The organism is Sphingomonas turrisvirgatae (assembly GCF_001721295.1).
Classification (GTDB): domain Bacteria; phylum Pseudomonadota; class Alphaproteobacteria; order Sphingomonadales; family Sphingomonadaceae; genus Sphingomonas; species Sphingomonas turrisvirgatae.
The window spans coordinates 36,872-48,839 of record NZ_MDDS01000006.1; the positions used below are offsets into that span (position 1 = coordinate 36,872).

20 protein-coding genes and 1 tRNA gene are annotated in these 11,968 nt (G+C 64.3%); 14 read left to right on the forward strand and 7 right to left on the reverse strand.

Annotated features, from left to right (window positions below; genetic code table 11):
• Positions 1 to 29: 29 nt before the first annotated feature.
• The 4 genes from BFL28_RS02365 to BFL28_RS02380 are packed head-to-tail and all read right to left on the reverse strand — an operon-like array spanning position 30 to position 1,019.
• On the reverse strand, positions 30 to 230 hold the full coding sequence (locus BFL28_RS02365; RefSeq protein WP_069319048.1) for a hypothetical protein: 201 nt from the start codon (positions 228 to 230) through the stop codon (positions 30 to 32).
• Complete coding sequence (locus BFL28_RS02370; RefSeq protein ID WP_069319049.1) at positions 227 to 565, reverse strand: hypothetical protein; 339 nt, start codon at positions 563 to 565, stop codon at positions 227 to 229. Before BFL28_RS02370 ends, BFL28_RS02365 begins: the two co-directional genes overlap by 4 nt.
• Positions 562 to 810: a hypothetical protein gene (locus tag BFL28_RS02375; RefSeq protein ID WP_069319050.1), complete on the reverse strand. Its 249-nt coding sequence runs from the start codon at positions 808 to 810 to the stop codon at positions 562 to 564. The genes BFL28_RS02370 and BFL28_RS02375 overlap by 4 nt, the downstream gene beginning before the upstream one ends.
• Positions 807 to 1,019, reverse strand: a complete 213-nt coding sequence (locus BFL28_RS02380) for a helix-turn-helix domain-containing protein (protein ID WP_069319051.1) — start codon at positions 1,017 to 1,019, stop codon at positions 807 to 809. The genes BFL28_RS02375 and BFL28_RS02380 overlap by 4 nt, the downstream gene beginning before the upstream one ends.
• Between BFL28_RS02380 and BFL28_RS20020 the strand changes: the two genes are divergently transcribed.
• From BFL28_RS20020 to BFL28_RS02450, 14 genes are all read left to right on the forward strand, one after another.
• On the forward strand, positions 1,018 to 1,551 hold the full coding sequence (locus BFL28_RS20020) for a helix-turn-helix domain-containing protein (protein WP_079246884.1): 534 nt from the start codon (positions 1,018 to 1,020) through the stop codon (positions 1,549 to 1,551). The genes BFL28_RS02380 and BFL28_RS20020 overlap by 2 nt on opposite strands.
• Before the next feature lie 821 nt (positions 1,552 to 2,372).
• Positions 2,373 to 2,561 (forward strand): hypothetical protein, encoded by a 189-nt coding sequence (locus BFL28_RS02390; RefSeq protein ID WP_069319053.1) that lies wholly within the window; start codon positions 2,373 to 2,375, stop codon positions 2,559 to 2,561.
• 6 nt (positions 2,562 to 2,567) lie between these two features.
• Positions 2,568 to 3,095, forward strand: a complete 528-nt coding sequence (locus BFL28_RS02395; RefSeq protein ID WP_069319054.1) for a GNAT family N-acetyltransferase — start codon at positions 2,568 to 2,570, stop codon at positions 3,093 to 3,095.
• A gap of 109 nt (positions 3,096 to 3,204) precedes the next feature.
• Positions 3,205 to 3,543 carry a hypothetical protein gene (locus tag BFL28_RS02400; RefSeq protein ID WP_069319055.1) on the forward strand — a complete coding sequence of 113 codons (339 nt, stop codon included), beginning with the start codon at positions 3,205 to 3,207 and terminating at the stop codon, positions 3,541 to 3,543.
• Positions 3,543 to 4,676: a hypothetical protein gene (locus BFL28_RS02405; protein WP_069319056.1), complete on the forward strand. Its 1,134-nt coding sequence runs from the start codon at positions 3,543 to 3,545 to the stop codon at positions 4,674 to 4,676. Before BFL28_RS02400 ends, BFL28_RS02405 begins: the two co-directional genes overlap by 1 nt.
• A gap of 3 nt (positions 4,677 to 4,679) precedes the next feature.
• Positions 4,680 to 5,618, forward strand: a complete 939-nt coding sequence (locus BFL28_RS02410; protein ID WP_069319057.1) for a PD-(D/E)XK nuclease-like domain-containing protein — start codon at positions 4,680 to 4,682, stop codon at positions 5,616 to 5,618.
• Positions 5,618 to 6,700, forward strand: a complete 1,083-nt coding sequence (locus BFL28_RS02415; protein ID WP_069319058.1) for an AAA family ATPase — start codon at positions 5,618 to 5,620, stop codon at positions 6,698 to 6,700. The genes BFL28_RS02410 and BFL28_RS02415 overlap by 1 nt, the downstream gene beginning before the upstream one ends.
• A gap of 38 nt (positions 6,701 to 6,738) precedes the next feature.
• On the forward strand, positions 6,739 to 7,083 hold the full coding sequence (locus tag BFL28_RS02420; protein ID WP_131818570.1) for a hypothetical protein: 345 nt from the start codon (positions 6,739 to 6,741) through the stop codon (positions 7,081 to 7,083).
• A 2-nt stretch (positions 7,084 to 7,085) separates the two neighbouring features.
• Positions 7,086 to 7,430: a hypothetical protein gene (locus BFL28_RS02425; protein ID WP_069319060.1), complete on the forward strand. Its 345-nt coding sequence runs from the start codon at positions 7,086 to 7,088 to the stop codon at positions 7,428 to 7,430.
• 89 nt (positions 7,431 to 7,519) lie between these two features.
• On the forward strand, positions 7,520 to 7,711 hold the full coding sequence (locus BFL28_RS21040; protein ID WP_069319061.1) for a hypothetical protein: 192 nt from the start codon (positions 7,520 to 7,522) through the stop codon (positions 7,709 to 7,711).
• Positions 7,708 to 8,121 (forward strand): thermonuclease family protein, encoded by a 414-nt coding sequence (locus BFL28_RS02435; RefSeq protein ID WP_069319062.1) that lies wholly within the window; start codon positions 7,708 to 7,710, stop codon positions 8,119 to 8,121. Before BFL28_RS21040 ends, BFL28_RS02435 begins: the two co-directional genes overlap by 4 nt.
• Positions 8,122 to 8,172: 51 nt before the next feature.
• Entirely contained in the window at positions 8,173 to 8,397 is a 225-nt protein-coding gene (locus tag BFL28_RS02440; RefSeq protein WP_193790883.1) for a hypothetical protein, read from the forward strand.
• On the forward strand, positions 8,390 to 9,412 hold the full coding sequence (locus tag BFL28_RS02445; protein ID WP_069319064.1) for a tyrosine-type recombinase/integrase: 1,023 nt from the start codon (positions 8,390 to 8,392) through the stop codon (positions 9,410 to 9,412). Before BFL28_RS02440 ends, BFL28_RS02445 begins: the two co-directional genes overlap by 8 nt.
• A 73-nt stretch (positions 9,413 to 9,485) precedes the next feature.
• Positions 9,486 to 9,559 (forward strand) — tRNA-Cys (locus BFL28_RS02450).
• A 22-nt stretch (positions 9,560 to 9,581) separates the two neighbouring features.
• On the opposite strand, the gene BFL28_RS02455 is transcribed toward BFL28_RS02450, so the two are convergent.
• From BFL28_RS02455 to def, 3 genes are all read right to left on the reverse strand, one after another.
• Positions 9,582 to 9,848: a hypothetical protein gene (locus BFL28_RS02455; RefSeq protein ID WP_069319065.1), complete on the reverse strand. Its 267-nt coding sequence runs from the start codon at positions 9,846 to 9,848 to the stop codon at positions 9,582 to 9,584.
• A complete protein-coding gene (locus tag BFL28_RS02460) occupies positions 9,848 to 11,176 on the reverse strand; it encodes a DNA recombination protein RmuC (RefSeq protein WP_079246890.1) in 1,329 nt (442 codons plus the stop codon). The genes BFL28_RS02455 and BFL28_RS02460 overlap by 1 nt, the downstream gene beginning before the upstream one ends.
• 197 nt (positions 11,177 to 11,373) lie before the next feature.
• Positions 11,374 to 11,901, reverse strand: coding sequence for a peptide deformylase (gene def, locus BFL28_RS02465; RefSeq protein WP_069319067.1), 528 nt, complete (start codon positions 11,899 to 11,901; stop codon positions 11,374 to 11,376).
• Positions 11,902 to 11,968 lie beyond the last annotated feature (67 nt).

The following is an 11,968-nucleotide window of genomic DNA, read 5'->3' on the forward strand; positions in this document are numbered from 1 at the left end:
GCGCGGAACGATATTGCACTGCGTCATGGCTATTGCCTCAGATCAAGATGAGAGAAATCCACCGCCCCGCCCGCATCAGCGCCGAGCCACTGGCTGTGTTCGTCCGGCTGCTGCTGGCGGCGTTGGTCGAGAAGTTCGCGGCCGAGGCGCATGGCCGAGACGGTCATGAGCGCGACGAACAGCGCGGCGGCGAACACGGCGATGCCGGCAAGGATGTGCGCGAGCGTCATGCCGGCACCTGTGAAGATGCGACGTTCCCAGGCTTCGCGACTGTCATGTCGCAACCCGCTGCCGTCGCCGCGTTGACGCTAGAAAGTGCAGCCTGGGCCTCGCAGCCGCCGTCGTGGTCGGCTGTTGAGATGGACGGACGGGTGTTCGAATGATTGCCGGCCCACTCGTCATCACGATGACCGCAGATCGGCTTGTCGCAGACGGCGCAGCGTTCCTGCACGATGGCCGTGGCGCGCTGCGTCGAGACGCCAAAGACCTTGCCGAGCAGGCCGGGGGATGCACCTTCCCAGCCGTGGTGGCGTTCGACCATGGTGCGGAGGGTGTTGGTGTTCATGACCAGATTACCGAGCTGAGCGTGGTCATCGCGATGATGAAGATGGCGACAAGGCAGAGGCCCAACCCGAAGCCGGCACCGATCTGCATGCCCAGCAAAGCGCGCGCCCAACCGTCGACCGGGACGCTCGGCGTGGCAAAGAAATTGGCGTGCCGGCAATGAACCGTCTGGCCGGTCATCATCGCGTCGTGACGGTCGGGGCAGCGGCAGATGGCTTCGCCGCACTCGGTGCAATGACCGCTCATGCCGCGTGGGCCTGCGCTGGCTCAATGCCGAAGAAATCGTTCGGAGTAACCTGCCCGCCGGTGTGCTCGAACACGTCCGACATGAGCTTTCGACTGGGCATGGTGTCGCCCTTTGCCGCTCGCGTGATGGTGGAGACCTCGACGCCGCACTTGGCAGCGAGGGCGGTGGCGCTCTGGCCGTCGAGCTTGAGATAATCGGCGAGGGTCATGACGCTTAATTTGCACAATATGCAATCTGCGGTCAACGGACATTTTGCATATCATGCTATGGAGACATATTGCGCGCCGTGCAAAGTCGAGGCGGTGCATATTCTGCTGCGCCAGCTTCGAGAACGTCTCGGCCTGACCCTTGAGCAGATGGCTGAACGCGCGCCCTATTCGGTCAGTCAGCTATCGCGTTGGGAAAGCGGCGCATCGAACATACCGAGTGGCAACCTTCCGGATCTCGCGAAGGCCTATAAGTGCCGGGTGCAGGACATCTTTAGCGGCGATGGCGAACTGCCGCTCCTCGTCCCTAGTGAAGACACACTGATTGCGGCGCTCCAAGGTGTGCAGCAAGAGCAGCCGGATGGACTGCCAGAGAGCGAGTGGCCACGATTTGCTGCCTCAGCTCTTCGCAAGCGTCTTGAGCTGCTTTCAGGTGAGCACGCCAATGCTGCCAGTCAGGGTCAGCAAAAGCGACGCGCTCGCGAAGCAGCCGCTCGACCTCCATCTCCCACCAAGCCAACCTCTCGGGCTTGACGGCGCATTCCAGATAGCAGGTGCGACAGCCCACCTCGCATCGCGGCTCATTGAGCGTGACCAGTTTTCGGCGAGTCGTCTGAGCCATGTTCCTATATTGTTCCTGTCGACCAATGTAGGAAATAGGAAAAATCTTACGGCCTTCGCTTGCCGGCTATAAGGTCGATGGCCAGCTGCAGGCCAGGGATCTCGGATCGGGCGAAAACGACTCCCGTGGCCAGTCGCCAGTGACGCGGACGTGGCGATGTGATCAAACCCCGCTCCGCCATGCGTCTCAGCATCGATCGGAACGTGCTGCGCGATGTTACCCCGGCCGCTTTTGCGATCGGCCATAAATCTTCAGTCGGGGTGTCAGCCGATCGGTTCGCATCCAATCTCTTCAATACACGCTGTTCTATCAGTATGCGCCGCGTGCTGGTGGCGCGGAGGGCTATCTGATTAGCCGCGCCGTCCCGCTCGATCGCCGCCAAAAGCCGTTCCAACGCAGCCAATTCCCGGGTTGATTTAGCGATACGCGCATTTAGGCTGGATATCTCGCGCCGCTTGGCTGCAATGTCGCGCAGAACCCGCGCGCGAGCCGTAGGCGCCTGACTAGGTTCCGATTTTCGTTGCATAGTGGATAATTATCGCGCTGTGCAACGCTTAGCAAGTGAGCCTAAATCCGGCTCACTCCTTAGTGGCGTTTGACAAAATGGCAAAACAAGAATATGCGCTTAGACGCGCATATTTGATGGGCTTCAGATTGCAATGTTGGAAATAACCGACAACTGATCCTTTACGACTCCTGCGCGATGGTCGCGCGAGTGTAAACGGAGGCTCCGATGAGCATCAAATCGACAGCGTTTGGTCGCGTCGTGCTCACCGACGCCGACGCGAAGAAATTTGTGAACCAGGTTACCTACGGCAAGCCCAAGCAAGCCGCCAGAGAGTCGGTTGCAAGGGGGCTTTCGCTTTCGCGTCAGCTACGTGAGACTGGCTCCTTCACCCTGAAGGTCCGCGAGCAAGCATAACACTCTGTGGCGATCGAAGTCACAGTGAAGCAAATCGAGGCCGGTGATAGACTCACCGGCCTTTCGCTGGGCGACCCTGATTTGGCGCCCCTCAAAACTTTCGTGCAGAAGCACGCGTGGGCGTATGAGCGCCAGTCGCTTGCCCGAACATACGGGGCATTCTGCGGCGAGCGGAAGCTCAAGGCCTATATCACGCTTGTCTGCGGGCAGGTTGAGATTGGTCGAGATGATTTGCCGCCGATACCGGCCGGCGAGGTCGACTACCGATACCACGAATATCCGGCCGTCAAGATCGCCAGGTTGGCTGTTCACCAGCAGATGCGAAACAGCGGCATCGGCAGAGGGTTGGTCGATATGGCGCTTGGCATTGCCAAAGACCAAATCTGCCCCTCAGTAGGATGTCGCTTCATGATGGTCGACAGCAAGCAGCGCTCTATCGACTTCTATCTACGGTGTGGGTTCACCATCCTGGATACGGCAGCGAACCGGGAGCGCGAGGCGCCGGTCATGTATATCGACTTGGGCAAGGCCTAGCAGCTACAACAGCGATAATTTGCATATCCCGCAAAATATCGCTTGACCGCTATTTGCATGATGTGCAAATTGACTCCAACGCCGCACCCCGCGGCTTGGAGCAACCCCGATGCCCACACCCTGGTATCTCGACGACCCGGTCCTCGACCTTCTAGCCGTTATCGCAGCCGCCGGCCTCACCACCTCAACCTTCACCGAGCACGGCGAAACCCGCGAGCGCTTCACCGACGAGCCGCTCTATTCCTCGCTGGTCGCCTGGCACGACGTTGCCGCGCAGACCGACTGGCGCAACGCCAGTGTCCGCGTTCGTCCCGAGAGCGTCGCTGCGGCCGTCACCGGCATCCGCCTGCAGGGCTATCACTGGAACGACGCCGACGAGCAGCTGATCCCGCTGCGGAACGAGATCAGCGCTGCGCTTGAGGCGCGGTGCATGGCGGAGGCGGCTTGATGGCTACCGCAGCACAACTCGAGCTGGTCGACGATCAGCCCTCGACCGACATCGCCGTCGTCGTCAGCCAGACGCCCGCCGTGGTGCTGGTCGATCAGCAGAAGCGCGACGACCTCTACGCCCATATCCGGCGCGAGATCGAAGTCTTCACGCCGGACGTCACCACCCCCAAGGGCCGAGACGCGATCAAGTCGTTCGCCTACAAGATCACCCGCACCAAGACCGCGATCGATGCGGCCGGCAAGCAGCTGAACGAGGAAGCGCGCGCCAAGATCGCGGTCGTCGATGAGGCTCGCCGCGATGCGCGCAACACGCTCGACATCATGGCCGAGCAGGTCCGCAAGCCCCTGACCGAATGGGAAGATGCCGAGAAGACGCGCGTTGCCCGCTGCCGCGAGATTATCGACGCGTTCAAGGCCGATGCGGTCGTTACGCTCGACGATACGGCGGCGACGGTCCGGGCGCGCGGCATGGCCCTGTTCGCGGTCGAGCTGGCCGAGGACGAGTTCCGCGACATGCTGCCGGAAGCGCAGTCGGCGAAGGATGCAGCGGTCGAAACGCTGCGCACCGCCCTCGCCCGCCTGACCAAGGAAGAAGCCGACCGCGCCGAACTGGAGCGGTTGCGTGCCGAGGCCGAGGAGCGTGCCGAGCAGGACCGCATGGCCAACGAAGCCGCCGAGCGTGAAGCGCGCGAGGCAGAGGAAGCACGCATCGCCGAGGAGCGCCGGGTTCAGGCCGAAAAAGACGAGGCCGAACGACTGGCGCGGATCGAGCGGGAAGCTGCCGAGCGCGCCAAGCGTGAAGCCGAAGACGCCGCGCGCGCCGAGCAGGAACGGCGCGACCGCGAACACGCCGAGCAGCTGGCTGCAGAGCGCCGCCGTGCCGAGGACGCCGAACGCGCCGCGCAGGCCGAACGCGACCGCATCGCTGCGGAGGAAGCCGCACGCCAAGCAGAAGCCAAGCGGATCGCGGACGAGCAGGAGCGCCGCAACCGCGATCAGGCTCACCGCACCGCCGTCAAGACCGCAGCCAAGCAGGCGCTGATGACCTGCGGCGCGGACGAGGAAACCGCCCGCAAGATCGTCGTCGCCATCATAGCGGGCGAGGTTCCGAACGTCTCGTTGGAGTTCTGACCGATGGATAACCCATTCGACCCCGCATATGTCGAGCGCGAGCCCGTCATCGACGACACCCCCGCCCCGGCCACGGCAGCCAGCCAGTTCGTCACCGCCGGTGTCCACCGCCTGCCCGCCGGTGACTATCACGCCGACCCGGCCCCGCTGCCCAGCCTGTCGGCAACGCTCGGCAAGCTGATCACCGCCAAGTCGCCACTGCACGCCTGGCACGCAAGCCGCCGCCTCAACCCCGGCTATGTGTCGGTCGAGCGCAAGACGTTCGACATCGGCACGGCGGCGCACCGCGCGGTTCTGGGCTGCGGTGACGACTATTGCGCCATCCCGCCCGAAGTTCTCGCCAGCAACGGCGCGGCCAGCACGAAGGAAGCCAAGGCGTTCATCGCCGATGCCCGAGCGCGCGGACTGACGCCGATCAAGGAGGATGAGGTTGCGCAGGTCGAGGCCATGCGGGACGTCGCGCACGCCCGGCTTGCCAGCTACGGCATCACGCTCGACCCGGACCGGTCCGAACTGTCCGCTTTTGCGCAGCTCGATGGCGCCTGGTGCCGGGCCATGTTCGATAACGTGCCGGCTGATCCGAAGCTGCCGATCTACGACTACAAGACGTGCGAGGACGCGCGGCCGGAAGCCTGTCTCAAGTCGATCCTCAACTACGGCTATGACGTTCAGGCCGAGCATTATCTCGCCGTCTGGAAAGCCGCGACCGGCGAGGACCGCGACTTCGTCTTCATCTTCCAGGAGAAGCCGGAGCCGCACGAGGTCACGCTAATCCGCCTGTCCGGCTCGTTCCGCGACATCGGCCAGACCCGCGCCGCCCGCGCGCGCCGCATCTGGGCCGAGTGCGTCACCACCAACAAATGGCCCGGCTACCCGGCGGGCGTCCACGAAGTCGATGCGCCGGCTTGGCTCATCGAGCGCGAATTTCAGGAGGAAATGTGATGTCGATCCGCTTCGTACCCGTCACCGAAATTACGGAGCCGCGCACCATCGCGCTTGGCCTGTCCGGCGGCTCCGGCACCGGCAAGACCTTCACCGCCCTGCGCGTCGCCCGCGGCATCGCCGAGCGTGTGACCGGCAAGAAGGGCTCGCCGATCGGCTATGTCGATACCGAGAACAAGCGCGCGCTCCACTACAAGGAAGCGTTCCCGGAAATGGCGCACTTCGACTTCACCGCCATCAACGATGACGGCGAGCTGGTCGGCTTCGGCCCCGAGCGGTGGATCGAGGTCATCGACGCCGCCGAGGCTGCCAAGTTGCCGGTCCTCATAATGGACAGCTTCTCCCATGCCTGGGAAGGCGTCGGCGGCGTGCTCGACACGCACGCGCAGGTGCTCGACCGACTGGTGCAGCAGGCGCAGGCCCGCGCGAATGGCCGATATGAGGTCGATCCGGCCAAGTTCAGCCAGTTGGCATGGGCCGAGGTGAAGCCGCGCTACCGCCGGCTGATCGACCGCATCGTCCGCGCCAAGACGAACATCATCATCTGCACCCGCGCCAAGCCGGTCATGCAGAAGGGGTTCGGTAACAACGCCGAGAACGCCCGCCCGACCAAGACCCGCCGCAAGGACGTGCCATGGGATCCGGCGAGCGACGGCGACCTGATGTTCGAGATGACGGCGATGGTCATTCTCGACCCGTCGGCGCCCGGCTGCCCGGTGCACCAGATCAAGGTCGCGGACCAGTTCAAGTCGCTGTTCGACCCGCGCCGCCCCATGGGCGAGTTCACCGGCCAGGCAATGGCCGAGTGGGCGCACGGTCAGGGCGAGGCGCAGAAGCAGAAGGAGACGATGGACCTTGCCCGCGAAAAGGCACGCGGCGGAACCGACGCTTTCACCGCATGGTGGCAGAGCGACGAGGGCAAGGCGGTCCGCCAAATCGTCAAGCCGATCATGGACGAAATTCAGGCGCTGTGCCGCGTCGCCGACGAGGTGGCCGAGATGTCCGACGACGTGCCGTTTAGCCGGTCCGACGAGCAGCACGGTGACCAGTTCGACGGCAACGAGCAGCGCGAAGCTGCCTGAACTCCTGACAAAGAAAGGATTGATCCATGCTTGCACGCATGTTCGGCTTGAAGCCCGCCGACCCCGAAGTCATCCTGCTCGAAACGCATCGCGGCGTTGTCGACGCGCTGAACGAGGAAGCCATCCGCCCCCGCGCCGATGCCAGCAACGCCCGCGCGGCTCGCGATGCAGCCGAGCGCCGGCTGCGGTCCGAAAAGAACCGCGCGATCGAATCCGGCCGCCTCGCCAGCGAACTCCTCACCGAACGCGACGCCGCCCGCGACCGTCTCCGCCAGATCGCCGCCATGGAAACCGTCGGCAGCGCGCCCGCCGCGAAACGCATGGCCGCCACCGCACGCGCCGGGTTGCCGGAGTTTGCGGATGGCGAGCGGGAGGCGGCTTAGTCATGGCGGACACCCCCCTGCCCGCTGGCGAATATGCCATCGTCGAAGTTCTCGGACACCGCACGATTATCGGGCGCGTCGAGGAAGTCGAGCGGTTCGGCGCGAAGCTGATGAGCATCCAGCCGCTGTTTAACGGTGAATTGCTGGCCGCTGTGATGATCGGCGGCTCGTCGATCTACCAGTTCACGCCCTGCACCGCCGAAGTCGCAATGAAGCGACAGGCGACCGACGATTGGCAGCTGCCGACGTCGATCAGGGCAACGCTGCCCGAATCGGCGCTACCGGCACCCGAATTCAACCCGGCATTCCTCAGCGATGAGGAAGATGACGGCGACCAGTATTTCTAATCCCCCCGGTTGCCTCGCACCGCCCCACGGTGTCCACCTCCCCGCCCCCTGACTGTCGAGGCCGGTCAGCGGGTAACAGGATCGAAGCGATGCCCGCCATTCTCGCCGACGCGACGAACCCCTGCATCCAGCGCACCATCACGCGCGGTGCGGCGACGTTCGACTGCCGCGAGTGGCCGCTGCATGTCGCGCGCCACCGCAGCGTGCTTGAGAACCGCCCATCAAACGTAAGCCAGGGCCGTGACCCGCGTGGTCGCTTCGGCGCTATGGTGTTCGCATGATCCTCGCCACCCTCCTCCTCGCCGCCGCCCAGGTCACCACCGGCCAGTCCTTCACCTGCACCGTCATTCGCGTCCACGACGGCGACGGCCCGCTGCACTGCCGCGAGGGCATGAAGATCCGCATCGCCGGGGTGCAGGCGGTCGACTTCGAGAGCGCGTCACCCTGCCGCGAGCGCAAGCCCGGCTATGTCTGCGACGATCGCCGCGCCCAGGCCGCCCAGCGCATCACCGCCGGCCTGACGCTGAACAAGCGCCTGACCTGCACCAGCGTTGGCCGGTCCTATGACCGCGTGGTCGCGCGCTGCTGGCTGTCCGACAACCGTAGCTTGTCCTGCGCCGTCATCGCGCGCGGTGCTGCGACGCGCTGGGAAAGCTTCTGGCGCGAGTATCGGATGGGGGAGTGTCGCTAAGTTATGGGCGCCGAACCGATCCGCGCTATCCAAGCTTATGCGCCTCGCCTGATGAGTGAGCGTGAGGCCGCGCGCTATCTCTCGATCGGCACTACCACGCTGCGCAGCCAGGGGCCCGCGCCAAAACGGCTCGGTCGCCGCGTGCTGTACGACCTACGTGACCTTGACCGCTGGGCCGACTCGCTGAGCGGCCAGCCCTTGACCGAACCGGCGCAAGAGGCGGAAGCTGCCGAGGTCGAACGGCGTTTCCTCGAGGAGCTGGCGCAGCGTGCCTAGGACCGACCTGCCCTACACCTATATCGCCAAGAGGAAATATTGGCGCTTCCGGCACAAGCTGGTCGGCGACATGCCCCTGCCCGGCAAGCCCGGCGACCCGGCGTTCCATGAAAAATACGCCGAGTTCAAGGCGCTCACCGAGCGGCAGAAGATTGATGCGACCCCCGCGCGCACCAGCTGGAAGTGGCTGATCCGTCAGTACCGCGCCAGCGCCGAGTACCGCGCGCTCGCCGATGCGACGCAGCTGGATTATTCGCGCACGCTCGATCTGCTCGACGACCTGCTCGGGAAGCAGCCCTTTGCGCTGACCACGACGACGATGATTCGCGCGGTCCGCGACAAGCATGCCGACCAGGCCCGCAAAGCGCACAAGATCAAGCAGGTCGCCTCGCTGCTCTACAGCTGGGCGGACGATCACCAACTGGTGAAGGCAGGCTTCAACCCGGCGAAGGATCTCCGCCGGCTCAAGAAGAAGGGCGGCACGCGCGAATATGTGTGCTGGTCAGACCATGAATTCGACCTGTTCATCAGCAAGGCCATCGTGCCGATGCAGACTGCGGCGATGCTGGCGCGCTACACCGGGCAGCGGGCGGAGGACATCGCGCGCATGGTCTGGTCCGACTACCAGGGTGACATGATCCGGGTGCGGCAGAACAAGACCGGCACCCCATTGATGATCGCTTGCCCGGCGCCGCTGCAGCAGTACCTCTCCGCGATGAAACGCGGCCGTAGCGGCGTTGTCATCCTCACCAGCGCCGCCGGCGCACCGTATAATGCCAACAGCCTGTCATCGGCGATTGGGCGCGAGGTCCGCAAGATCGATGGCATGCCGGTCGACCGTTCGATCCATGGCCTGCGCTACATGTCCGGCGCCGACCTGGAGGAGGCCGGCTGCACCGTCGGGCAGATCACCGCGGTGCTCGGGCACCATGCATATCAAATGGCGATGAAGTACGCGACGCAACGCTTGCGCGCGCGTGAAGCCGCCGCTAAGCGCGATAGGAACGAAGCATGAAATTGCGAACCACAGGGCCGGAAGTGCGAACTGGCCTGCATCATGCTTCGAAAATCGCGGTTTTCTGCGGTTTGGCCCGATGGCGGAGTGGTTACGCAGAGGACTGCAAATCCTTGCACGCCGGTTCGATTCCGGCTCGGGCCTCCATCCATGGACCGCCGTGCCGGCACTAGCCCGGTGGTTCATGCGAGGATGCGATCAGCGCCATGAAGTTTCGTGCGGCGTCCCGCTCCGCCTCGTCCTTGAAGGCGATGTCGAGGTCGGGCGCATCGCCGAGCATGTGCAGCACGGCCCATAGCGCAAAGCGGCGGCCGCGATCCTGCTCGAGACCCAGATCGACCCGCATCCGCTCGGTGCCTGCGGCGAGCGCTGCGGGCGGAACGGCATCGATGTCCGCCGTGCCGAAATAGCGGCGAAGCTGATCGTCGAAGTCCACTACTCGGCCGCTTCCTCACGGGGCGGTTCGATCAACCCGGCTTCCTCACCGTAACGCGCAAGCGATTCGACCGGCGGGAGTTCGGGGGTATCCTTCGACGTCGTCTCGATATTGAGGTCGCGGAACTTGCGCCCGGTGCTCAGCACGTTTCGTTCAAACGAACCGACGAACTGATTGTAGCGATTGACCGCGCTGCTGAGACCGCCACCAACGACGCGCAGATGCTCGGCAGCGACCGCCAGACGCTCGTGCATTTCCTTGCCAAGTTCACCGATGCGGCGGGCATCGTGCGCCAGCTTCTCCTGACGCCAGACCGCGGCGACGGTGCGCGCGATGGCGATGAGGTTGGTCGGGGTCGCCAGCAGCACGCGCTTTTCAAAGGCGAAATCCCACAGTGTCGAGTCGTGTTCGAGCGCCGCTGAAAGGAAATGCTCGCCGGGGACGAACATGATGACATAGTCGGGCGCTTCGTCGAACTGGTTCCAATAGGCCTTGTCGCCAAGCCCCTTCACATGCGCCTTCATCGCGGCGGCATGCAGTTCAAGGCCGCGCTGCCGTTCGGTTTCATCCACCGCGCCGAATGCGTCCTGATAGGCGTTCAGCGACACCTTGGCGTCGATCACAAGCGCCTTGCCGCCGGGCACGCGAACGATGGCGTCGGGGCGCATGCGGCCGCCCTCCTCAAGCCCCACGCTGACTTCGGTGGCAAAGTCGGTGTGTTCGGACAGGCCGCACGTCTCGAGCACGTTCTTGAGCTGCTGCTCACCCCAGCGCCCGCGCGATTTGGGGGCATTGCGCAGCGAATTGACAAGCTTCGCCGCCTCGGTGCTGACTCGCTCCTGCCCGATGCGCATCTGCTCGATCTGCCCCTTCAACTCGCCGAACGCGTCGCGGCGCTCGGCCTCCACCTTGGCGACGCCTTCCTCATAGCGTTGAAGGCGCTCGTTCACCGGTTGCAGCAGCGCGCGCAGGTTCTGGCCGGCGGTCGCTTCCGACTGTTTGAACCGATCCTCGGCTCGCTTGAGGAATGCTTCCTGGGTCTCGGTCAGCATCTGGTTGGCGGTTCCGCGAACCTGCCCCGCCATGGCATCGCGAGCCGCCTTGAACTCGGCCAGGCGCTCCTCGAACCCCTCGGCCTTGGCGCGCAGCTCGGTCAGCTGGAGGCGGACGACATCGCGTTCCTCGCGCACCACGTCGAGCTGGTCGCGCAGCGCGGGCAGTTCCTTCAGCCGCTCCTCAGCCGCGGCGAGATCGACGATCGCAGCCTTGAAATCGGCCTCGCGCCGGTCACGATCGTTGCGAAGGTCGCTCACGCCGCGGCTGGCCATGAACCAGCCGAGCGCGGCACCGGCGAGCAGCGCGAGAAGAATGGCGATCACAAATTCGATGGTCACGGCCGCTCCGAAACGTCGTAAGGATCACGCCATGCCGGACGCCAGGCGCACGTCGATGACGACCGCGCAGCGCGCGGCGCTGCAGAACATAGCCCGAACGATCGATGTAGGACAGCGTTAATGCAATGGCGTCACGCCGCGATGCGTCGCGCCTTGTCGAGCTTCTTCATGATCATCTGGCGCTTGAGGCGCGAGAGATGATCGAGGAACACGATGCCTTCGAGATGATCCATCTCGTGCTGGATGCAGGTGGCGAGCAATCCGGTAAACACCTCCTCATGCGCAACGCCCTGATCGTCGAGCCACTTCACGCGGCAGGTGGCGGGACGATCGACATCGGCAAACTGGTCCGGCACCGACAGACAGCCTTCGGTATAGGTGTTCTGGTCTGCCGAAGGATCGAGGATTTCGGGGTTGATGAAGACACGCGGCGCCTTGATCGGCTTGCCCTCCTCGTCCTCCTCCTCCTGCAAATCCATCACGATCACGCGCTTCGGCACGCCGACCTGGATCGCCGCAAGACCGATGCCGGGCGCGGCGTACATGGTTTCGAACATGTCGGCGATGAGCGCGCGCAGATCGTCGTCGACCGTCTCGACCGGGGTCGAAACAGTCTTGAGCCGGGGATCGGGAACTTCGAGGATCGGGAGAATGGCCATCGCCGCAATTTAGCCGCGCAGGGCAATTCCTTCAAGGTCAGGCGGCGTGCGGTTCAGGCAGGATGCG

Excerpts from the sequence above, each read along its gene's own strand:
- BFL28_RS02365 (WP_069319048.1), bottom strand. The coding sequence starts at position 230 with ATGACGCTCGCGCACATCCTTGCCGGCATCGCCGTGTTCGCCGCCGCG.
- BFL28_RS20020 (WP_079246884.1), top strand. The coding sequence starts at position 1,018 with ATGACGCTTAATTTGCACAATATGCAATCTGCGGTCAACGGACATTTT.
- BFL28_RS02460 (WP_079246890.1), bottom strand. The coding sequence starts at position 11,176 with ATGGCCAGCCGCGGCGTGAGCGACCTTCGCAACGATCGTGACCGGCGC.
- BFL28_RS02375 (WP_069319050.1), bottom strand. The coding sequence starts at position 810 with ATGAGCGGTCATTGCACCGAGTGCGGCGAAGCCATCTGCCGCTGCCCC.
- BFL28_RS02415 (WP_069319058.1), top strand. The coding sequence starts at position 5,618 with ATGTCGATCCGCTTCGTACCCGTCACCGAAATTACGGAGCCGCGCACC.
- BFL28_RS02405 (WP_069319056.1), top strand. The coding sequence starts at position 3,543 with ATGGCTACCGCAGCACAACTCGAGCTGGTCGACGATCAGCCCTCGACC.
- BFL28_RS02435 (WP_069319062.1), top strand. The coding sequence starts at position 7,708 with ATGATCCTCGCCACCCTCCTCCTCGCCGCCGCCCAGGTCACCACCGGC.
- BFL28_RS02425 (WP_069319060.1), top strand. The coding sequence starts at position 7,086 with ATGGCGGACACCCCCCTGCCCGCTGGCGAATATGCCATCGTCGAAGTT.
- BFL28_RS02380 (WP_069319051.1), bottom strand. The coding sequence starts at position 1,019 with ATGACCCTCGCCGATTATCTCAAGCTCGACGGCCAGAGCGCCACCGCC.
- BFL28_RS02440 (WP_193790883.1), top strand. The coding sequence starts at position 8,173 with ATGAGTGAGCGTGAGGCCGCGCGCTATCTCTCGATCGGCACTACCACG.
- def (WP_069319067.1), bottom strand. The coding sequence starts at position 11,901 with ATGGCCATTCTCCCGATCCTCGAAGTTCCCGATCCCCGGCTCAAGACT.
- BFL28_RS02370 (WP_069319049.1), bottom strand. The coding sequence starts at position 565 with ATGAACACCAACACCCTCCGCACCATGGTCGAACGCCACCACGGCTGG.
- BFL28_RS21040 (WP_069319061.1), top strand. The coding sequence starts at position 7,520 with ATGCCCGCCATTCTCGCCGACGCGACGAACCCCTGCATCCAGCGCACC.
- BFL28_RS02400 (WP_069319055.1), top strand. The coding sequence starts at position 3,205 with ATGCCCACACCCTGGTATCTCGACGACCCGGTCCTCGACCTTCTAGCC.
- BFL28_RS02410 (WP_069319057.1), top strand. The coding sequence starts at position 4,680 with ATGGATAACCCATTCGACCCCGCATATGTCGAGCGCGAGCCCGTCATC.
- BFL28_RS02420 (WP_131818570.1), top strand. The coding sequence starts at position 6,739 with ATGTTCGGCTTGAAGCCCGCCGACCCCGAAGTCATCCTGCTCGAAACG.
- BFL28_RS02390 (WP_069319053.1), top strand. The coding sequence starts at position 2,373 with ATGAGCATCAAATCGACAGCGTTTGGTCGCGTCGTGCTCACCGACGCC.